The 21,078-nt window shown below is 67.2% G+C and carries 18 protein-coding genes; 6 read left to right on the forward strand and 12 right to left on the reverse strand.

Features of this window, described 5'->3' with window-relative positions; translation table 11 throughout:
- The coding region (locus EJK91_RS22905) for a hypothetical protein (protein ID WP_164517879.1) at positions 1-3,297 on the reverse strand (3,297 nt) is incomplete at its 3' end.
- Positions 3,298-4,193: 896 nt separating this feature from the next.
- Here EJK91_RS22905 and EJK91_RS04830 point away from each other — a divergent pair.
- Positions 4,194-7,343, forward strand: a complete 3,150-nt coding sequence (locus EJK91_RS04830) for a helix-turn-helix transcriptional regulator (RefSeq protein ID WP_164517880.1) — start codon at positions 4,194-4,196, stop codon at positions 7,341-7,343.
- A gap of 22 nt (positions 7,344-7,365) precedes the next feature.
- On the opposite strand, the gene EJK91_RS04835 is transcribed toward EJK91_RS04830, so the two are convergent.
- From EJK91_RS04835 to EJK91_RS04845, 3 genes are all read right to left on the reverse strand, one after another.
- Positions 7,366-8,316, reverse strand: coding sequence for a fatty acid desaturase (locus EJK91_RS04835; protein ID WP_164517881.1), 951 nt, complete (start codon positions 8,314-8,316; stop codon positions 7,366-7,368).
- Between the two features lie 196 nt (positions 8,317-8,512).
- The gene (locus tag EJK91_RS04840; RefSeq protein WP_125078383.1) at positions 8,513-9,418 is read right to left on the reverse strand and encodes an SDR family oxidoreductase; all 906 of its coding nucleotides are present in this window, start codon (positions 9,416-9,418) and stop codon (positions 8,513-8,515) included.
- Positions 9,419-9,446: 28 nt separating this feature from the next.
- Positions 9,447-10,211 carry an SDR family oxidoreductase gene (locus EJK91_RS04845; RefSeq protein ID WP_024442424.1) on the reverse strand — a complete coding sequence of 255 codons (765 nt, stop codon included), beginning with the start codon at positions 10,209-10,211 and terminating at the stop codon, positions 9,447-9,449.
- A gap of 78 nt (positions 10,212-10,289) precedes the next feature.
- Between EJK91_RS04845 and echA20 the strand changes: the two genes are divergently transcribed.
- Genes echA20 through ipdC form a run of 4 tightly spaced genes read left to right on the forward strand, consistent with a single transcriptional unit; the run spans position 10,290 to position 13,742 of the window.
- Positions 10,290-11,045: a (7aS)-7a-methyl-1,5-dioxo-2,3,5,6,7,7a-hexahydro-1H-indene-carboxyl-CoA hydrolase gene (gene echA20, locus EJK91_RS04850; RefSeq protein ID WP_024442423.1), complete on the forward strand. Its 756-nt coding sequence runs from the start codon at positions 10,290-10,292 to the stop codon at positions 11,043-11,045.
- Positions 11,045-11,926: a cholesterol ring-cleaving hydrolase subunit IpdA gene (gene ipdA, locus EJK91_RS04855; RefSeq protein ID WP_125078384.1), complete on the forward strand. Its 882-nt coding sequence runs from the start codon at positions 11,045-11,047 to the stop codon at positions 11,924-11,926. Before echA20 ends, ipdA begins: the two co-directional genes overlap by 1 nt.
- Positions 11,923-12,675: a cholesterol ring-cleaving hydrolase subunit IpdB gene (gene ipdB / locus EJK91_RS04860; protein WP_125078385.1), complete on the forward strand. Its 753-nt coding sequence runs from the start codon at positions 11,923-11,925 to the stop codon at positions 12,673-12,675. The genes ipdA and ipdB overlap by 4 nt, the downstream gene beginning before the upstream one ends.
- Positions 12,672-13,742 carry a (3aS,4S,5R,7aS)-5-hydroxy-7a-methyl-1-oxo-octahydro-1H-indene-4-carboxyl-CoA dehydrogenase gene (gene ipdC / locus EJK91_RS04865; protein WP_024442420.1) on the forward strand — a complete coding sequence of 357 codons (1,071 nt, stop codon included), beginning with the start codon at positions 12,672-12,674 and terminating at the stop codon, positions 13,740-13,742. Before ipdB ends, ipdC begins: the two co-directional genes overlap by 4 nt.
- Before the next feature lie 15 nt (positions 13,743-13,757).
- Here ipdC and EJK91_RS04870 read toward each other — a convergent pair whose 3' ends face one another.
- The 3 genes from EJK91_RS04870 to EJK91_RS04880 form a co-directional block, all read right to left on the reverse strand.
- Positions 13,758-14,675, reverse strand: coding sequence for an endonuclease domain-containing protein (locus EJK91_RS04870; RefSeq protein ID WP_125078386.1), 918 nt, complete (start codon positions 14,673-14,675; stop codon positions 13,758-13,760).
- A gap of 122 nt (positions 14,676-14,797) precedes the next feature.
- On the reverse strand, positions 14,798-15,187 hold the full coding sequence (locus EJK91_RS04875; RefSeq protein WP_024442418.1) for a VOC family protein: 390 nt from the start codon (positions 15,185-15,187) through the stop codon (positions 14,798-14,800).
- A 24-nt stretch (positions 15,188-15,211) separates the two neighbouring features.
- Positions 15,212-15,898, reverse strand: coding sequence for a DUF899 domain-containing protein (locus EJK91_RS04880; protein ID WP_125078387.1), 687 nt, complete (start codon positions 15,896-15,898; stop codon positions 15,212-15,214).
- A gap of 85 nt (positions 15,899-15,983) precedes the next feature.
- On the opposite strand from EJK91_RS04880, the gene EJK91_RS04885 reads away from it, so the two are divergent.
- Positions 15,984-16,586, forward strand: a complete 603-nt coding sequence (locus tag EJK91_RS04885; RefSeq protein ID WP_125078388.1) for a TetR/AcrR family transcriptional regulator — start codon at positions 15,984-15,986, stop codon at positions 16,584-16,586.
- An 18-nt stretch (positions 16,587-16,604) separates the two neighbouring features.
- Here the strand turns inward: EJK91_RS04885 and EJK91_RS04890 are convergent, their stop codons facing one another.
- The 5 genes from EJK91_RS04890 to ipdE1 are packed head-to-tail and all read right to left on the reverse strand — an operon-like array spanning position 16,605 to position 21,005.
- Positions 16,605-17,279, reverse strand: coding sequence for a TetR/AcrR family transcriptional regulator (locus tag EJK91_RS04890; RefSeq protein WP_024442415.1), 675 nt, complete (start codon positions 17,277-17,279; stop codon positions 16,605-16,607).
- Between the two features lie 11 nt (positions 17,280-17,290).
- Positions 17,291-18,475, reverse strand: coding sequence for a steroid 3-ketoacyl-CoA thiolase FadA6 (gene fadA6, locus EJK91_RS04895; protein WP_024442414.1), 1,185 nt, complete (start codon positions 18,473-18,475; stop codon positions 17,291-17,293).
- Between the two features lies 1 nt (position 18,476).
- Positions 18,477-19,055 (reverse strand): TetR family transcriptional regulator KstR2, encoded by a 579-nt coding sequence (gene kstR2, locus EJK91_RS04900; protein WP_024442413.1) that lies wholly within the window; start codon positions 19,053-19,055, stop codon positions 18,477-18,479.
- Between the two features lie 4 nt (positions 19,056-19,059).
- Positions 19,060-19,860: a (5R,7aS)-5-hydroxy-7a-methyl-1-oxo-2,3,5,6,7,7a-hexahydro-1H-indene-carboxyl-CoA reductase gene (gene ipdF / locus EJK91_RS04905; protein ID WP_125078389.1), complete on the reverse strand. Its 801-nt coding sequence runs from the start codon at positions 19,858-19,860 to the stop codon at positions 19,060-19,062.
- Positions 19,857-21,005, reverse strand: a complete 1,149-nt coding sequence (gene ipdE1, locus EJK91_RS04910) for an acyl-CoA dehydrogenase IpdE1 (protein WP_024442411.1) — start codon at positions 21,003-21,005, stop codon at positions 19,857-19,859. The genes ipdF and ipdE1 overlap by 4 nt, the downstream gene beginning before the upstream one ends.
- Positions 21,006-21,078: the final 73 nt, after the last annotated feature.

Below are 21,078 nucleotides of genomic sequence, written 5' to 3' on the forward strand. Positions count from 1 at the left end.
ACCACGACTGCCCGCAGTGCCGTCCCCACCACGCTCACCGGCACCACCATCAACCGCACCCGCAGACCCGTCACCACCACGGGAACCAGCACCACCACTAGTGCCGTGGACACCCTGAGCGCCGTGACCACCGGCCCCACCGACACCACCATTGCCGCCATCACCGTCCGCAGCCCGGGTCACCCCGTCCGCGGTCAGGCCACCCGCGCCGCCGTTGCCGCCGGCACCACCATTGCCACCCGCGGTGCCGTCGGGGTTTGCGTCGGTGCCGTTGACACCATCGAGGCCGGTGCCGCCGGCACCACCATTACCGCCTTGCCCGGCGACACCGTCGCTGCCGTTGGCGGCGGTGGTGCCGTTACCGCTGTCGCCACCGAGACCGCCCTTGCCGGCGTTGCCGCCGGCGCCACCGTCTTGGCCGGCGGTGCCGTTGGGGTTGTTGATGTCGCCGTTGAGGCCGTTGCCACCGTGCGCCCCGTTGCCGCCGTTGCCGGCGTTACCGCCGACACCACCGACACCGTGAGCGCCCTCAACGGTGCCGGTACCACCGACACCGCCGGCGCCGCCGGCGCCACCGTTGCCGCCACGGGTGCCATCGGCACCGGGCGCATCACCGTTGGCGCCGTTGAAACCGTTGCCGCCACGACCACCCAGACCGCCGGCACCACCATTGCCGGTGGTCGCCTGCGTGGTGCCGTCAGCTTCGAGACCGCCCTGGCCGCCGTTACCGCCCGCGCCACCCGCAGCACCGGCCGTGCCATCAGGGTTTTCCGCGGTGCCGTTGACTCCGTCGAGGCCGGTGCCACCGRCACCACCGTTGCCACCGATACCGGCGACMCCATCGCTACCGCTGGCCGMGGAGRTGCCGCCACCGCTGGCCCCGCCGGCGCCRCCCTTACCGGCGTTGCCGCCGTTGCCGCCGTCCTGGCCGGCATAGCCGGCTGCCTGCTCRCTGTCCCCGCCGGCACCGTTCGCCCCGTCGGCACCATTGCCMCCGTTGCCGCCGTTACCGCCGAGCCCACCSAYRCCGTGGGCACCGACSGTGGAGCCCTGGCCGCCCTGGCCGCCGTTGCCACCKGCGCCSCCATCACCGGCATGRGTGCCATSMGCGCCCGGCTCGTCACCGTGGAAGCCGTTGAAGCCGTTGCCGCCGGCACCACCATCGCCACCRGCGCCACCGACACCCTGCGCCGCGTGGGAACCGTCMGCAGCCAACCCGCCGGCACCACCRTCRCCACCGTTGCCGCCGTGGCCACCGCCGGTGCCATCAATGCTGCCCGCGACACCATTGGTGCCCAAGAAGCCATCACCGCCGAGACCCCCGTTGCCCCCGACGGTGGCCGCCCCATCCAACCCGTCCGCGCCCTGACCGGTGCCATCGCCGTCGCTGCCACCGGTCCCGCCGGCACCGAAGTCGCCCCCGGCACCACCGGCACCACCATTGCCGGCGTCGGGGCGCTCCGCGGTACCAGCCGCGCCCGCACCACCAGCGCCTGCGATTCCGGCATTGCCGCCCTCCCCGGCGGCACCACCGGAACCGGTGATGCCGGCAGCACCGTTGGTGGCACTGCCTGCCACACCGCCGGCGCCCCCATTGCCGCCCGCACCACCAGAGCCGGCGTTACCGCCGGCCCCACCGTTGCCGTCGCCACCATCAGCGAACGTCCCCGCGGCACCGTCGGCACCGGAACCACCAGTACCCCCGGCTGCGCCCTTACCACCTGCGCCACCACTGCCGGCGTTGCCGATAACCGAACCGCCCGAGCCACCGGCACCACCGGCACCACCATGGCCACCATTGCCGCCGGAGACCCCGGCACCACCAGCCAGGGTGGCATCGGCACCGACCGCACCCGCACTACCGTTGCCGCCGACACCACCGGAGGCGCCGTTGCCGTGCGCGCCACCATCGCCGCCGAGGCCACCATTGCCGCCGGAGGCACCSTCGCCAGTGGCCAACAGGCCGGTGCCGTTGCCGCCGCCACCGCCGACACCACCATTTCCGCTGATCCCGACCGGCAACTGACCGTCGGCACCGGGGCGCCCGGCGTTGCCCCACATCCAAGACATGAACTTCTCACCCGCAGCCCCGCCAGCACCGACGAGCGTGCCGATCTGGCCGCCGGCGCCACCATCGCCACCATCACCGCCACCGAGGGCGCCATCACCACCGAGACCACCGGCGCCACCATCACCGGCCAGACCGGCATTGCCCCCAACACCGCCGTCACCGGCTGCACCGAAGTGTCCACCCACACCACCGACGCCACCACGACCGCCGCCGCCGCCATCGCCACCGAGACCCCCGGCGCCACCATTGCCGCCCAGGTCATCCAGGCTCACCGCGCCTGCGCCACCAGCACCGCCGACACCGCCGGTGCCGCCGACGCCACCGGCGCCACCCAAACCACCGAGGCCGAGCACGAATCCGGCCGCACCACCAGCGCCACCATTGCCACCCAAGCCACCGAYGAGCCCGTCGGCGCCGGCCGTGCCGTTGAGCGCCCCCAGCACCCCGTCAAGACCAGCCGCACCGGCCGCACCGACCGCACCCGCGCCCCCGGCACCACCAGCGCCACCGAAACCGAGCAGGCTCATCACATCACCGCCGGCACCGCCGTTACCACCGGCCACCAGCGCATCGATCGAGGCGCCACCCGCGCCGCCGGCACCACCGTCACCGAACAGCCAGCCGCCCACACCACCGGCGCCACCATCGCCACCCTCAACACCGCTACCGCCGACACCACCATTGCCGAACATGCCCGCAGCGCCACCCACACCACCAGCACCACCAGCAATACCGGCCACCCCTTCAGCCCCGGCACCACCATCACCGAACAAAAACCCGCCATCACCGAGATTGCCGAACCACCCCAGCGAACCGAACACGCTCTCGTTGGACCCGGTGAACCCATCGACCCCGTTGCCGATCAACTCCCGCCCGAACAAGTCCACCCACGGCTGGTTGATCAGATCCAAAAACTGCTCATTACCAGCAATGAAGTCCTGCGTCAGGTTGTACAGCGGCAGGTAGAGCTGCTCGTGGTAGAAGGTCGCCACCGCCAGATCGAACTGCTCAAACACGTCATAGATGAACCCCGCATCGGCGGCACCCGGATCGGCCAACCAGCCCGACCACACCCCCGCAGCCGCACCCGAATCCGACAGTCCCGACCAGAACACCGGATCGAACAAATCCTCAAAATCCGCAGACGCCGACGGCGCCGGACCAACCCCAAACGCCAAAAACGCCGCCACCGCACTCGACGCACCCACCACACGCCGCCGCACCATGCGCCCATCGGACGAACCAACAACTTTGCTAGGCATCCGCCGGCTCATGGAGCATCCTTTTCATAGATTTTGCTAAGCATTAACGCAGTGTCGAATTATGTCCTCTTATTCAATTATCGCCAACTCGGCCCGCAATTGTGTGGCTGAAAGCACAGCGGTGGGGTCACTGTGACCCGAGTCAATCCGATTAAACGCCTGTTCAGCGCGTCTTTGACGACATCGGCCGCGTTGGGTGTGACCTTCGTCACGTGTCCTAAGTTACAAACACTCGGTCAAAATCAATGCTTAACTTCAGGAATGAGCACAGCAAAAGACACGTCTCACACGGGGTCCTCAGAATGGCCGCAAGGATCCCACGAATGCAACGCGCGAACTTTTTAATTGCAGTTTGCTGGCACGGCAAATTAGACAGTATGGGAAATGCCGCATACGGCAACGACTCGTCCAACCGTCACGACCGTGACCGTTGGGAACCGCAACCTGGTCGTCCCTGGCTGGCACTGCCCTGGATCGGGAGATCGCGATCAGGGGAAGATCGGCGATACAAGCCCGCCACGAGGCGGCGGACTGGGCAAGCGCAGCTCTGCCACCTTCACTGTGCGACAGCGCACAGCCGCCGCACATCAGCAGAATTGCCGAAACAGCGCTGGTATCGTGTCGCCGAGATAACGGTAAAAGTGCGTAGAGGTGGAAACAAAGCTACGACGACAAGGCTGCGAGGCGGGTCCATCCGGGGGAATGGACGCCTGCCCACCTGGGTGAGCAGCCTTGCCGCTGAGAAACGGTAGATGATGTCGAACCCGAACGCGGCGGTTTCGTCGCCTTCCCCCGCGCGGACGGTACTCGTGGTCAGTCCGGGAGACGCCCGACCGCAATGGCAACCCCCCACGGAGTCGTTGACCACCGGTCTCTCCTGGCTCGAAGCCACGCTCTCCGACATCGTTGCCGCCCACCGTGGTGAACGCCTGCTGGAACGGGACCACAACGACAAGTTCGCCGTCGGGTTCGCCGACGCCACTGATGCGGCGGCTTGTGCCATCGCCTTGCAGCACGCCCCCTCGGCACCGATCCGTCCGCGGATCGCCGTGCACGCCGACAAGATCTCGGCGGCCGAGCCCTGGACGCACCCGCATTCGCTGGTGAATCGCGCCGCACGACTGTGCGATCTGGCCCATAGCGGTCAGATGTTGCTGTCGGAGACCGCCGAGCCGTTGCTGGCTGACCGACTCCCACCAGAGGCTTGGCTGGTCGATCTGGGCGCATTTCGGCTGCGGGGCATACCGTATCCGGAGCGAGTAGCCCAGCTCTGCCACCGCGGGCTTGCTACCGAGTTTCCGCCGCTTCGCACCGGAAGTGCGTTACACGAGAACTACTTTCCGACGCCGCTGACGAGTTTCGTCGGACGCGATGCGGAGATGCTCGAGCTTCGTAGGCTGGTTGATAGCAACCGTCTTGTGACGCTGACCGGCTCCGGCGGAGTCGGCAAGACACGGCTCGCGCTGCAACTGGCCGAGGAGTTTGTCGACCGGTTCCGCGATGGGGCATGGTGCGTGGACCTGGCGCCGATCACCGATCCGGATCTGCTGCCGGAACGCGTGACCCACAGGTTGGGCCTGCCTGATCGACCGGACCACTCGCCGGTCGACACCCTGGTGCGCTACCTCGCAGACCGGCAATTGCTGTTGGTGCTCGACAATTGTGAGCATCTGCTGGCCGCCTGCGCGCAACTGACCGCCACGCTGTTGGCCGCCGGCACAGAGCTGACCATCGTGGCGACGAGTCGCGCACCCATCGGGGTAGCCGGCGAAGTGACCTGGAAAACCCCGTCGCTCTCGCTCGTCGACGAGGCTGTCGAGTTGTTCCGGCAGCGCGCTCGGCTGGTCCGGCCGAGTTTCACCGGCACCGATGGCGACACCGCTTTGGTGACCGAAATCTGTCGTCGCCTGGACGGGGTTCCGTTGGCCATCGAGCTCGCCGCAACACGGGTTCGGGCGTTGTCACTGGCCGAGATCGCCGACGGGCTCGACGAGCGCTTCCATCTGTTGACCGGTGGTGCGCGCACGGTGGTTCCGCGCCAGCAGACCCTGCGAGCTTCAGAAGACTGGTCGCATGACTTGTTGAGCGAGCCCGAGCGCGTGGTGTTTCGCCGTTTGGCGCCATTTAGGGGCGGTTTCGACCTCGACGCCGCCCACGCCGTCGCCGGCGGCACGGACCTGCCGCGCGGGCTGATCATCGACAAACTCACCCAGCTGGTCGACAAATCGCTGGTGATAGCTGACAGTACCGGCGATTCGACGCGCTTCCGGATGTTGCAGACCGTGCAGCAGTACGCCCTGGAGAAGCTCGAGAAGGCCGGCGAATCCGAAGCTATCCGGGCGCGCCACCGTGATCACTACACCACCCTGTTCGGCTCCGAGGTGACCGCCGGATATGGCTGGCACATCGCTCAGGCGGAACTCGAGATCGACAACCTCCGGGCCGCCTTCACCTGGAGCCGCGACCACGGCGACCTGGAGCTTGCCGCGCGTCTCGCGTCATCGCTGCTCCCGCTGTGGATCCATAGTCGGACCTTGGAAGGCCTGGCATGGTTCAACGCGATGCTCGCCGTCGGGGCCACCATGTCGCCTGGCGCGCGTGCCCGGACACTCGCCGACAAAGCGATCTTCGACGCATTGATCGGAAACTACGGGCAGGCTCAGCAAGCAGAGGAAGCGGTCTCCATCGCCCGGGATCTCGACGAGCCGGGACTGCTCGCCTGGGCGCTGGCCGCCTGCGGCTTCACCTGTAGCTACAGCCCCGAACTCGCCCTGCCTTACTTCGAGCAGGCCATTGCGCTGTCTCCTGACATGAACGACGACTGGCGGTTGAGCCAGATCTACGGCGTGCAGGCGTATTCGGCGTTCGTGGCCGGCGACCTCGAGACGATGCGGCGTGCCGCGGAGAACGGCGCAGCACTCGGTGACGCGGTCGGTGACTGGTCGGTGGCACGACTGTGCCGCCTTTGCCTAGGACTGGCCCACCTGCACCGCGCGGAGCTCACGATGGCAGTCGAGCAGGCCCGGCAGGTGGCGACGGAGGCCGAGGCCGCACACGACCCACTGTTCGGCGCCCAGAGCCTGACGCTTCTAGCCGAAGCCCTTGCGTGCCAGGGCGATAGCCGAGGGGCGCGTGCGGCGGCCGATGCATGCGTGGAGGCCGCCGCCGAACTCATCGACTTCCACCGCGCGTTCGGGTTCGGCGCGGTGACAGACACCCGGTTGGCCGCCGGCGACGTGCCTGGGGCTGTCAGCGCAGCTGAGGCGGCTTGCGAAGCATGTGCGCTGCCCCAACTATTGGCGATCAACGGCAATCCGCTCGCTCGCGCAGCGCTGGCATCCGGTGACCTGGCCGCCGCGCGCCGTTGGGCTGACGAGGCGCTGTCGGTGGGCTCGGGCATCCACCGGATATTGCTGCTGGAGATACGTGGCCGGGTGGCCATGGCCGAGGGCGAGTTCGAACAGGCCGAACGAGACGCGCGGGACGCGCTGGCCATCGCGGCGGACACTGAGGCGCTCCTGGGCACCCCCGATCTGATCGAACTGCTGGCAGCGGTGGCCACGGCCGCAGGCCGACTCCACGATGCAGCACGGCTGATCGGCTCAGCTGCGGGCGTCCGCGAGCGCACCGGCGCGGTCCGCGCCAAAGTCTACGACGCCGACTATCGGGCCACCGTCAACTCGCTACGAGAGGCCTTGCCGCAGAACGATTTTGAGCGCCGTTGGGATCAGGGTAATGCACTGTCGACGGCTGATGCCATCGCTTACGCATGCCGCGGCGACGCAAAGGGCAGAAGCGCCTCCAAACGCCCGTCCAGCGGTTGGGGTTCGCTGACGCCGGCCGAGCGCAATATTGTCCGGCTCATCAGTGCCGGCCTTCGTGACAAGGAGATCGCCGCAGAACTGAGCGTCTCGCCCCGTACGGTGCACTCGCACCTGAACCGGATCTACACCAAGCTCGATATCTCGTCCCGCTTGCAACTCGCTCACGAAGCGGCGCAAAACACCTGACAGCGGCGTAGCCGTGCCGGCGTCAGGCGATGCGGGACTCGAGCTCGACCTGCGCCCAGCGCTTGAAATGCCGGTGTTCCTCGGGGCTGAGTTCCCGGCCGAACACGGTGGTGACGGCAGCGTGGTGCTCCAGGTAGAGGTCCTCGTTGCGTCGCCACGCCGGCAGGTAGCGGTAGAACGGCAGCCAGGGATGGAGATGGTGGATCAGGTGGTAATTCTGAGACAGCATCAACGGCGCGAGCAGCCATTCCATCCCGACCCGAAGACGACTGGCGCGATAACGATCCTCACGCTGCGTGATGTCGATCCCGTGGTGCGGCAACCAGTCGAAGGCCCATCCGATGATGAAAAGACCGAGGCGCTGCGGGATCAACACGACCTCGGCAAGCAGCCAGAAGTGGTCGGTGAGGATCGCCGCGACGGTCATGGCGATGGTCAACGAGAACAGCACCGACGTTTCGGCGAGCTCGGCAATCGGACGCCGCCACGAATGCCGGACCCGCGGCCACAGCTTGCGGACGTACCAGGTCGCATTGAACAGGTCCATCAGCGCCCAGCGGAACGGCAGCTGCCAGGTGGGCGCATGGGTGGCGAACATATCGGGATCGCGCTCGGGATCATTGGTGTGACGGTGGTGCTCACCGTGGACATAGCCGAACGCCGGCAACGAGAACGGCAGCACCACAAATAGCCAAGCCACCCGGCCGACCACCGCGTTCACCCAGCGCACCGAGCAGAAGGAGCGGTGCAGGGCTTCGTGCGCCACCGAGAACAACACATACGTGACCAAGGTGCTCACCGGTATGACGACCCAAGCCGAAAGCAATCCGCGGGCGGCGCCGATGGCTACCAATACGAATACGGTGATGCCGACCACCCCGAGTACGAAGGTGGGCCACGAGAAGCTCGGTACGCCTTCACCGGGGTGCGGATGCCGTCGACGCCGGACTGCTGTGGGTGGTTGGTCGTCCACCTCGAGCACCGACACAAGACCTCCAGCAGCTGGACATGAACACGAGCGCGTCACCTAAGAGCAGGTGAAAGATTACGTCGCTGCCCGATGAGGGAAGGGCCGCAACGCGTACTTGTCCGGCTAAGTAAGTATCACAATATTGACGCTCGCGTATAACGCTGCTGGTCCGCGCATCGGGACTTTCATCCGTTGCGGTCTAGGCCCCGTAGACCGGCACGGGTGTCCGCGCCTTGGCCAGCAGGTCGGTGACGACCGGCCCCAGCTCGGCGGGATCCCATTTGGCGCCCTTGTCGAGTTCCGGCCCGTGCGCCCAGCCCTCGGCGACGCGGATCTTGCCACCTTCGACCTCGAAGACCTTGCCGGTCACGTCGCGCGACTCGACGCTGCCCAGCCAGACCACCAGCGGGCTGACATTCTCCGGGGCCATGGTGTCGAACGCCGCGTCCTGGGTGGCCATCATGTCGGCGAAGACGGTCTCGGTCATGCGGGTACGGGCCGACGGCGCGATGGCGTTGGCGGTGACTCCGTAGCGGCCCATCTCAGCGGCGGCTACCAGGGTCAGCGCGGCGATGCCTGCCTTGGACGCGCTGTAGGTGGCCTGACCGACGCTGCCCTGCAGGCCGGCGCCGGAGCTGGTGTTGATGATCCGGGCGTCGACAGTCTCGCCGGCCTTGGACTTGGCCCGCCAATACGCGGCAGCGTGCTTCATGGTGGCGAAGTGACCCTTGAGGTGCACCGCGGTGACGGCGTCGAACTCCTCTTCGGTGGCGTTGGCGAACATCCGGTCGCGGACGATGCCGGCGTTGTTCACCAGCACGTCGAGCGTGCCGTAGGTGTCGACTGCCTGCTTGATCAGAGCCTCGGCCTGACCCCAGTCGGCGACGTTCGAGCCGTTGGCCACGGCTTCGCCGCCGGCTGCGACGATCTCGTCGACCACGCTCTGGGCAGCACTGCCGCCGCCGGCCGGCGAGCCGTCCAGCCCGACACCGATGTCGTTGACCACGACCCGGGCGCCCTCGGCGGCAAAGGCCAGCGCGTGCGCCCGCCCGATTCCGCCGCCCGCTCCGGTGACGATGACCACGCGGCCGTCGAGAAGTCCCATCAGTGCTGTCTCCTTTTTCGGGGTCGACCTATTTATTGGCGCTAGATGCGTCGAGGTAGGCGGGGTTCTCTCCGCCACCGTGCACGGTCAGGCTGGCACCAGTGACATAGGACGCCAGATCGGAACTCAAAAATGCGGCTGTCCAACCGATTTCGGATGGCTTGGCCAGCCGGCCCAACGGCACGGTGGCACCGACGGCGGCCACCGATTCGGCGTCGCCGTAGAACAGCTCGGACTGCTCGGTCTCGACCATGCCGACCACGATCGAGTTGATCCGCACCTTCGGCGCCCACTCGACGGCCAACGAGGTGGTCAGGCTGTCCACCCCGGCCTTGGCCGCGCCGTAGGCCGCGGTTCCCGGTGACGGCCGGCAGCCGCTGACACTGGTGATGTTGACGATCGAGCCCCCGCCGTCCTGGGTCTGCATGACGGCGTTGGCGTGCGTGGACACGAGCAGGGCGCTGATCAGGTTCAGCTCGATGATCTTGCGACTGAAGTTGGCTGACGCATCGGCGGCCAGCGCGAACGGAGACCCGCCGGCATTGTTGACCACGATGTCGATCCGGCCGTGAGCGGCCACGATCGCTTCGATCAGGCCCTTGACCGCGTCGTCGTCGCGAACGTCGCAGGAATGGAATTCATACGGCAGGCCCTCCACCGGACGCCGGGCGCAGGTCACCACCGTCGCACCCTGATCGGCGAAGACGGCACTGATGCCCGCGCCGACGCCGCGCACCCCGCCGGTCACCAGGACCACCTTGCCGGTCAATCCGAGGTTGATCGCATCACCCACTGTGCTAGCGTACCAAGCAAGTGCTTGCTTAGGTAGCTTAGGTACTCCAAGGCCCCAATACGACAGGGAAGTCCGCCCATGCCGATCACATCCACAACCGTCGAACCGGGGATCGTCGCGGTCACCGTCGACTACCCACCGGTCAACGCGCTGCCGTCGCGGGCCTGGTTCGAGCTCGGCGAGGTCATCACGGCCGCCGGCAAGGACATGTCCACCCACGTGGTGATCCTTCGCGCGGAGGGCCGCGGATTCAACGCCGGGGTGGACATCAAGGAAATGCAGAACACCGAGGGCTTCACCGCCCTGATCGACGCCAACCGTGGTTGCTTCGCGGCATTCAAGGCCGTCTATGAGTGCGCGGTGCCGGTGGTCGCCGCGGTCAACGGCTTCTGCGTGGGCGGCGGGATCGGCCTGGTCGGCAACGCCGACGTGATCGTGGCCTCTGACGACGCCAAGTTCGGTCTGCCCGAGGTGGAGCGCGGCGCCCTCGGTGCGGCCACCCACCTGTCCCGGCTGGTGCCGCAGCACATGATGCGCCGGTTGTTCTACACCGCGGCCACCGTCAACGCCGCCACCCTGCACCAGTACGGATCGGTGCACGAGGTGGTGCCGCGCGACGAGCTCGACGAGGCCGCGCTGCGGGTGGCCCGCGATATCGCCGCCAAGGACACTCGGGTGATCCGGGCGGCCAAGGAAGCGCTGAACCTCATCGACGTGCAGAAGGTCAACTCCAGCTACCGCATGGAGCAGGGCTTCACCTTTGAGCTCAACCTCTCCGGTGTCGCCGACGAACACCGCGACGAGTTCGCCGGTACCGAGAAGGGCAAGAAGTAATGGCTTCGAAGATCACCACTCTCGACGACGCCGTCTCCGAGCTGCGCGACGGCATGACCGTCGGTATCGGCGGCTGGGGCTCGCGGCGTAAGCCGATGGCGTTCGTGCGCGCCATCCTGCGCACCGACGTCAAGGACCTCACCGTAGTGACCTACGGCGGACCGGACCTGGGTCTGCTGTGTTCGGCGGGCAAAGTGCGCCGGGCCTACTACGGGTTCGTCTCCCTGGACTCGCCGCCGTTCTACGACCCGTGGTTCTCCAAGGCCCGCACCACCGGGGCCATCGAGGCCCGCGAGATGGACGAGGGCATGCTGCGCTGCGGACTGCAGGCCGCCGCCCAGCGGCTGCCGTTCCTGCCGATCCGCGCCGGGCTGGGCAGCTCGGTGATCGACTTCTGGGAGGGCGAGCTCAAGACCGTCACCTCCCCGTATCCGGTTGAGGGCGGTCACGAGACTCTGGTCGCGATGCCGGCGCTGAACCTGGACGCCGCGTTCGTGCACATGAACATCGGCGATGAGCGCGGCAACGCCGCCTACACCGGGATCGACCCGTACTTCGACGACCTGTTCCTGATGTCGGCACAGCGCCGCTTCCTGTCGGTGGAGAAGATCGTGCCCACCGAAGAGTTGATCTCCAGCACGTCGCCGCAGACCCAGGTGATCAACCGGATGATGGTGGACAAGGTGGTCGAAGCCCCCGGTGGCGCCCACTTCACCATTGGCGCAGCCGATTACGGCCGCGACGAGAAGTTCCAGCGACACTACGCCGAAGCCGCCAAGTCCGACGAGACCTGGGCGGAGTTCAAGGCCACCTACCTGTCCGGTAGTGAAGACGACTACCAGGCGGCGGTTAAGGCATTCGGAGCGGAGGCACAAGCATGAGCGACTCACCCACTCGCGCCGAGATCTGTGCGGTCGCCTGCGCCGAGCTGTTCCGCGACGCCGGCGAGATCATGGCCTCACCGATGGCCACGGTGCCCTCGGTCGGCGCCCGGCTGGCCCGCCTCACCTTCTCCCCCGACCTGGTGCTCACCGACGGGGAGGCCCGCATTCTGGCCGACACCCCGGCGATCGGCAAGGTCGGGCCGCTGGAAGGCTGGATGCCGTTCAACCGGGTCTTCGAAACCCTGTCGTGGGGCCGGCGCCATGTGATCATGGGCGCCAACCAGATCGACCGCTACGGCAACCAGAACCTCTCGGCATTCGGTCCGCTGCAGCAGCCCACCCGGCAGATGTTCGGGGTCCGCGGTGCGCCCGGAAACACCATCAACCACACCACCAGCTACTGGGTGGGCGCTCACTCGTCGCGGGTGTTCTGCGACGCCGTCGACATCGTCTCGGGCATCGGCTACGACAAGGTGGATCCGGCCAACCCGGCGTTCCGCTTCTTCAACCTGGGCGGCGTGGTGACCAACCTCGGAGTGTTCGACTTCAATGGCCCCGACCACCAGATGCGCGCGGTCTCGCTGCACCCCGGCGTCACCGCCGACGAGGTCGCCGAGAACACCTCGTTCGAGGTGCACGGCCTGGCCGACGCGGCGACGACTCGGTTGCCCGAGGTCGAGGAGCTTCAATTGATCCGCGAGGTCATCGACCCGAAATCGCTGCGAGACAAAGAAGTGCGGGCATGAGCCGGTTGAAGACCCCGCTGACCGAACTGGTCGGCATCGAACACCCGGTGGTGCAGACCGGGATGGGCTGGGTGGCCGGCGCCCGCCTGGTCTCGGCCACCGCCAACGCCGGCGGCCTGGGCATCCTGGCCTCGGCGACCATGACGATCGACGAGTTGGCCGCCGCGATCTCCAAGGTGAAGTCGGCCACCGACAAGCCGTTCGGGGTCAACATTCGCGCCGACGCATCCGACGCCGGTGACCGGGTGGATCTGATGATCCGCGAGGGCGTGAAGGTGGCGTCGTTCGCGCTGGCCCCCAAGGCCGAGCTGATCGCCAAGCTTAAAGAGGCGGGCTCGGTGGTGATCCCGTCGGTCGGTGCGGCCAAGCACGCCAAGAAGGTCGCGTCCTGGGGTGCCGATGCGGTGATCGTGCAGGGCGGCGAGGGTGGCGGGCACACCGGCCCGGTCGCCACCACCCTGTTGTTGCCGTCGGTGCTTGACGCCGTCGCCGGTACCGGGGTTCAGGTGATCGCCGCCGGCGGGTTCTTCGACGGCCGCGGCCTGGCCGCCGCGCTGTCCTACGGCGCCACCGGTGTCGCGATGGGCACCCGATTCCTGCTGACCAGCGACTCCACTGTTCCGGACGCGGTCAAGCAGCGCTACTTGGCCGCTGACCTGAGCGGCACCGTGGTCTCCACCAGGGTCGACGGTATGCCACACCGGGTGCTGCGCACCGAACTGGTGGAGAAGCTCGAAAGCGGTTCGCGGGCACGCGGTTTCAGCGCCGCTATCCGCAACGCGGCGAAGTTCAAGAAGATGTCGCAGATGAGCTGGCCGACCATGGTGCGCGACGGACTGGCCATGCGGCATGGCAAGGAGCTCACCTGGTCGCAGGTGCTGATGGCCGCCAACACTCCGATGCTGCTCAAAGCCGGGCTCGTGGAAGGCAACACCGAAGCCGGTGTGCTGGCCTCGGGTCAGGTGGCGGGCATCCTGGACAGCCTGCCGTCCTGCGCGGAGCTGATCACCTCGATCGTCGACGAGGCGGTCGAGCAGCTGCGGGCGGCCAACTCCTTCATCGCCTGATCGCGAGCGCCAATCTCACGACGCGACATGCCGTGGCGGCGTCGCCAGATTGGCACCCGCGACCTGGCCGGGCCATCCGGCGGAATACATCGCCTCCTTCACCCGGGCAATCAACGTCCCGCGACGGTAACGCAGCAGCTCCGCGCTGACCCGGCTGATCACCCAGCCTTGGTCGGCGAGCGCTACCTGCCGGTCGATATCGCGCTGTCGCTGCCTGGGGTCCGTCCAGTGCTGTTGGCCGTCATATTCGATACCGACCTTGAACTGCGGGTATCCCATGTCCAGCCGCGCCACGAATCCGCCGTACTCGTCGCGCACCACGATCTGGGTCTCCGGGCGTGGCAACCCGGCGTCGATCAAGGCTAGGCGAGTCCCGGACTCCTGCGGAGATTCCGCACCACCGTCGACCAGTGGCAGCACACCCCGCAGCCGGGTCAGATCTCGTGCCCCGGGATGGGCAGCGATGATGGTCTCGACATCGGCGATCCCGACGCCGGTCGCGTTCGCCAACGAGTCGAGTCGCTGCAGGCTGACCAGCCGCGACCGGGTTCGCCGCCCGATGTCGAAAGCGGTGCGTGCCGGGACAGTGACCGCAATCCCGTCGACGGTCGTCACCTCGCCGGGCTTCAGGGTGTCACGGTGCACGACGAGCCTCGGCGGTGGCTGACGGCTGCCGTACACCAGCTCGGCGTCCAGCGCGCCACTCACCCACTTCGCGCCCAGCAGCGCCGCAGCCGAGGCACCCGCGACCACGCCGCGGCGGCGTGACCACAGCCACGCCGCCTCAGCCCGCTGCCGGGCGGTCAGCTCAATACCCCACGGCGCGTAAACCCCGGGGTAGACCGGTTGGTAAAGTGCCCGCATCGCCCGCTCGGGGATGGCCTTGGCAACCAGCGCCTCCTGCCCCAGGAATGGCCAGGCCAATTCGTCCACAGCCTGAAAGCCTGCCCGCTGGTGCCGATCCGCGCCGACACCCATCCACAAGCCCGCCGAGCGCCAATCTTACGACGCGACACGCTGGTGCTGCGCCGTGAGATTGGCGCTCGGCGCGGTGGTTAGACCTCGGCCACCATCAGGGTGTGGCCGGTCGGGTCGCGGAACCAGAACAGCGGCGGAACGGGGTCTCCCTGACGCATGATCTCTGCGTCGACATCGACTCCGAGTTCCCGCATCGCGGCCAGCGTGGCGTCGATGTCGTCGGTGGTCAGCGTGATGCCGGTGACGGCCGGCTCAACCGGACCGCTCTCCGGCGACGGCGGCGCCAGCGCAATGCCCGCCAGGCCCTGCGGCGGGTAGACCTCGACCCACCGGTAGCCGTCGCCCATGTGGATGTCGGTGCGTTTCTCGAAGCCCAACGACTCGTAGAACGCGATGGCCTTGTCCTGGTCGACGGTGGGCACACAAACGAGGTTGATCGACTTCAAGCCGACCTTGGCGGTACTCATCTTGCTCCTTCTCGGTTCGGAACACTACGAACTGGCGCCATAGAGCTGCGCGAGTTCCGGCGAGCTGGCCCAGCGGCTGTAGGTGGGGCTCTGCGGCCAGCCGTCGGGTGAGTCCTGCCACTCTTCCTGGCGCCCGTAGGGCAGCACATCGAGCAACGAGAACACGTGGCCGATCTGTTCTGTTCCGCGCCGGTTGGTATGCCAGGTGCGATACACCGCATTACCTTGCCGCAGAAACACATTCACCGCGAACTGCCCACCCGGCGGTGCCCCGACGTCAGCCCCGAACGAACTGTTGGCGGTGCTGTACCAGGCCATCTGATTGCCGACGCGCCGCTTGTAGGCGATCGCCTCGTCGATGGGCCCCTGCGTGACAATCACGAACCGCGCATCGTAGGCGGCCAGAAATTCGAGGCGGGTGAACTGCGAGACGAAACCGGTACATCCCGCGCACTGCCACTGCTGGCCCGGGGACCACATGTGGTGATAGACGATCAGCTGACTGTTGCCTTCGAACACCTCGGCCAGGCAGGCGGGCCCGCGTTCGCCCTCGAGCACATAGTCGTCCATGGCGACCATCGGCAGACGGCGGCGCTGCGCGGCGATCGCGTCCAGCTCCCGGGTCGCCGCTTTCTCGCGGACACGCAAGGCATCCAGTTCGCGCTGCCACGTCTGATGGTCCACCACCGGCGGCACCCCGACACCTGCCATCACGAGAACTCCCATTGCTATGTGTACAACGTCCACATTGACTATGTTCACACCGTACACTTTTTCCCGAGGGGGCTGTCAAGAGGTGACTGCGACAAAGACCGGCTATCACCATGGCGACCTGGGCGCGGCCCTGATAGACGCCGGTCTACAGCTGACCCGGCTCGGCGGTCCAGAGGCTCTCACGGTCCGGGAGGCGACCCGGCGCGTCGGGGTCTCCCCGAACGCCGCCTACCGCCACTTCGCCGACCGCGAGGCACTGTTGAAGGCCGTCGCAATCGCCATCGGCGAGCGGATGGCCGCTCGCATGTTGGTACCGGTGACCCGGCGCGGCACCGCAGCGAACCGGGCGCGCGATCAGCTCCGTGCGGTCGGACTGGGCTACATCGGTTTCGCGCTGGACGAGCCCGGGTGGTTCACCGTGACCTTCTTCGGATCAGGGCTCACGTCAGTCGACGACGGGGCCCCGCCACCTTTTCGCGCGCTGGTCGACGCACTCGATGCGATGGCCGATGCCGGTGTGCTGCACGCGAACCGGCGTGCCGGAGCGGAGTGGCCGTGCTGGTCGGCCGTGCACGGATTCGCCGAGCTGGCCCTGCGCGGGCCGCTGCGCGGCGCGCCCCGCCCCGATCTGGATGCGCTGGCAGGGCGAACGGTCGACGACATCATCGCCGGTCTGACGGGGTGAATCGGCGACCGCGTGACTTCAGCTGGCCTGGGCCGGCAGATGGATCCCGTTGCTGACGGTGATCAGGAACGTGGTGAGGTCACGTGTGAGATCGTCGATCGATCGCGGCGGGTCGGTCTGGTGCAGAAAATCGGCGATGATCTCGAAAAGACCCCCGACGGTGGCCACCGCCATCGCCCGATAGTCGGGGGCCTCACCGTCCTGGGCCTTGCTGCGCCAGAACGACTCGATGAAGTTCGCGGCCCACCGACGGTTGGCCCGCCGTTGCGCCTCGACCCGTGGCGAGATTCCGGTGCTTTCCCGGAACGCGACGACAGCCACCCGAGGATCGACGACCAGCTCATGGGCGAACACCGTCAGCACGCGACGCACCGTCGCCTCTTCGGTCTCTTCAATGTCGTCGGGGGCGCCGTGAAGCAACTCCTCCTCGACTTTTGCCTCGATGCGCTCGCCGATCTCGTTCATCAGCGCCAGGTAACAGTCTTCCTTGCTGTCGAACAGTTCGTAGAACGCCTTGTTGCCGACGTAGGCCGTTTGGCAGATCTGCTCGATCGAGGTGTTGGCGTAACCGTCTCGGGCAAACAATTCGAATGCTGCGGTCAAAAGTTGCTCACGGCGCTGGGCTCGGCGCTGATCAGCGTCGAGCCCGCGAATCCGGCGTCCTCCTGGTGCCGTCGGAGGCGGTGTTTCCATAATTGAAGATTTTAGCCGCCCAGACGCTCGATGATCGTGACGTTAGCGGTGCCCCCGCCTTCGCACATCGTCTGCAAACCGTACCGGCCGCCGGTGCGCTCCAGTTCGTTGAGCATTGTGGTGAACAATTTGGCCCCGGTCGCCCCCAGCGGGTGACCCAGCGCGATCGCCCCGCCGTTGGGGTTGACCTTGGCCGGGTCGATCGGGAACTCCTTCATCCAGGCCTGCACCACCGGCGCAAACGCCTCGTTGATCTCAACGACGTCGATGTCGTCGATGCTCAGGCCGGTCTTTTCCAGCGCGTAGCGCGTCGCCGGAATCGGGCCGGTCAGCATGATCACCGGGTCGTCACCACGGGCGCTGATGTGGTGGATACGGGCGCGGGGGTTCAGGTTGTGGTCCTTGACCGCCTGCTCTGAGGCGAGCAGCACCGCAGCCGACCCGTCGCAGATCTGGCTGGAGAGCGCGGCGGTCAGCCGGCCGCCCTCGACCAACGTCTTGAGACCCGCCATCTTCTCCAGCGTGGACTCGCGCGGGCACTCGTCGATGTGGAACGAGCGGCCGTCCACCTCGACCGGGATGATCTCGTTGTCGAACCGGCCCTCGGCGATCGCGGTGAATGCCCGCTGGTGGCTCTGCAGCGCGAAGCGCTCCATGTCCTCGCGGGAGATGTCCCAGCGCTCGGCGATCATCTCCGCACCGCGGAACTGCGAGACCTCTTCGTCCCCGTAGCGCTCCAGCCACTTCTTCGACTCGTTGGTCGGGGAGGTGAAGCCGAATTGCTCGCCGACGACCATTGCCGACGAGATCGGGATCCAGCTCATGTTCTGCACGCCGCCGGCCACGATCAGGTCCGCGGTGCGCGACATGATCGCCTGCGCGCCGAAGGAGATGGCCTGCTGGGACGAACCGCACTGCCGGTCGACGGTCACCCCGGGTACCGCTTCGGGGAAGCCGGCCGCCAGCCACGCGAGCCTGCCGATGTTGCCGGCCTGGCCGCCGACGGCGTCCACGCAGCCGACGACCACATCGTCGACGGCGGCCGGGTCGACGCCGACACGGTCCAGCAGACCACTGAAAGCCAACGCGCCCAAGTCGATCGGGTGAATGCCGGCCAGCGAGCCGTTGCGCTTGCCGACGGCGGTGCGAACGGCGTCGATGACATACGCCTGGGAAACGTGCGCGACTTGTGACATATCAACTTCCTTCTTTGGTGATTCCACCCAGCACGATGGCGAGGTATTGCCTGCCGACTTGTTCGGCCGTTAAAGGACCACCCGGTTGGTACCAGCGCACCGATACCCAAGTGGTGTCGCGGATGAAGCGGTACACCAGGTCAACGTCGAGGTCGGGCCGGAAACATCCCGCTTCGATGCCCTGCGCCAGCACGTCAAGCCACATCTTGCGTTGCTGCCGGTTGCGTTCGTCGACGTAGGAGAACCGCTCGTGAGCCGACAGCCGCTTGGCCTCGTCCTGGTAGATGACGACTTGGGCGTGCCGATGCTCGATCGCGTCGAACGAGGCCAGGAACAGTCCCTTGAGGCGCTCCAGCGGATCGGTTTCGTGATCGACGATCTGCTGGTAACGATCGAACAGCCAGTCCAGAAAGTCGCGCAGCACCTCGTCGACCATCTCCTCCTTGGAGGAGAAGTGGTGATACAGACTGCCGGACAAGATCCCGGCGGCGTCGGCGATGTCGCGCACGGTCGTGGCACGCAGGCCACGCTCGGCGATCATCGCCGCCGCCAGGTTCAGGAGTTCGTCACGGCGCGTCATGGCATCAGGCGCGCTGGCTGGAAACCGAGATGATCTCGCCGGTCAGGTAACTGGAATAGTCACTGGCCAGGAACGCGATGGTGGTGGCGATCTCCCACGGCTCAGCGGCCCGGCCGAAGGCCTCGCCGTCGGCGAGGCGGTCCAGCAACTCCGCCGAGCTGGTCTTCTCCAGGAACTTGTGCCGCGCGATGGACGGCGAGACGGCGTTGATCCGGACCCCGTATTCGACGGCCTCGATCGCGCTGCACCGGGTCAGCGCCATCACGCCGGCCTTAGCCGCGGCGTAGTGCGACTGCGAATGCTGTGCGCGCCAACCCAACACGCTGGCATTGTTGACGATCACCCCGCCGTGCTCGACGCCGCGGAAGTAGCGCAGCGCCGCCCGGGTCGCTCGCATCACCGAGGTGAGTGTCACGTTGAGCACGCGGTCCCACTCGTCGTCGGTCATGTCGATCACCGGGGTCTGCCCGCCGAGTCCGGCATTGTTGACCAGCACGTCGAGTCGGCCCATCTTCGCCACGGCCTCGTCGAACAGCGCGTCCACCGCAGCGGTGGACGTGACGTCACAGACCACCGCCTCCACCCGGCCCAGCCCGAGGCCGGCCAGTTCGTCGCGGGTCTCGCCGAGCCGGCGCTCGTGGTAGTCGGAGACCACCACGTCAGCGCCTTCGAGCAGTGCTCGTCGCGCGGTGGTGGAACCGATCCCGGTGCCGGCGGCCGCGGTCACCAGCACCGTCTTGCCCGCCAACAGGCCGTGTCCGGCGATCTCTTCCGGCGCCTTGGACAGATCCGAAATCGAGCTCATCCCTTTGCCTCTCGGGGTAGGCCGAGAACCCGCTCGGCGATGATGTTGCGCTGAATCTCGTTCGAACCGCCGTAGATGGTGTCGCTGCGGGTGAACAGGTAGAGCCGCTGCCATTCGTCGAACTCGCCGTCGCGCAGCACCATCGAGTCGCGACCGATCACATCCATGGCGAGCTCGCCGAGATCGCGGTGCCAGTTGGCCCACAACAACTTCGAGACGTTGTCTTGGCCCGGCTGCTCCACGTCCATGGTGGCCATCGCGTAGGACCGCATCGACCGCAGGCCGACCCAGGACCGGGTCAACCGCTCGCGGATCAGCGGGTCTTCGGCGGCACCGTTGCGCTGTGCGAGTTCGGCGAGCGCGGACAGTTCCCGGGCGTAACGGATCTGCTGCCCCAGTGTCGACACGCCACGCTCAAAGGTGAGCGTGCCCATCGCGACCTTCCAGCCGTCGCCGGGCTCCCCGACCACCAGATCGGCGTCGGTGCGCGCGTCGTCGAAGAACACCTCGTTGAACTCCGAGGTGCCGGTCAGCTGCACGATCGGCCGGATCTCGACGCCGGGCTGGTCCAGCGGCACCAGCAGGTAGGACAGTCCGTTGTGCCGCTTGGAGCCCTTCTCGGTGCGGGCCACCACGAAGCACCACTGCGACAGGTGCGCCAGTGACGTCCAGACCTTTTGGCCGTTGATGACCCACGCGTCGCCGTCCAGTACCGCGGTGGTGGCCACGTTGGCCAGGTCGCTGCCGGCTCCCGGCTCGGAGTAGCCCTGGCACCACAGCTCGGTGACGTTGCGGATTCCGGGCAGGAAGCGCTGCTGCTGCTCGGGTGTGCCGAAGGCGATCAGGGTGGGCCCCAGCAGCTCTTCGCCCAGGTGGTTGACCTTGTCGGGCGCGTCAGCGCGGGCGTACTCCTCGTAGAACGCCACCCGGTGAGCCACCGACAGGCCGCGCCCGCCGTGTTCGGTCGGCCAGCCCAGGCAGGTCAGTCCGGCGTCGGCCAGATGGCGGTTCCACGCCATCCGCTCCTCGAACGCCTCATGTTCGCGCCCGGGGCCGCCGAGGCCCTTGAGCTCGGCGAACTCCCCGACCAGGTTGTCGGCCAGCCATGCACGGACCTCAGCCCGGAACTCCTCGACTGCTTGCACCCTTGTAGGCTAACCTACCAAGCACTTGCTCGGCTACGAGCCGTCGAGCCCAGGGAGCCCGCGCTGACGGCGA

The sequence above is a fragment of the Mycobacterium sp. P7213 genome (genome assembly GCF_900604305.1).
Taxonomy (GTDB): domain Bacteria; phylum Actinomycetota; class Actinomycetes; order Mycobacteriales; family Mycobacteriaceae; genus Mycobacterium.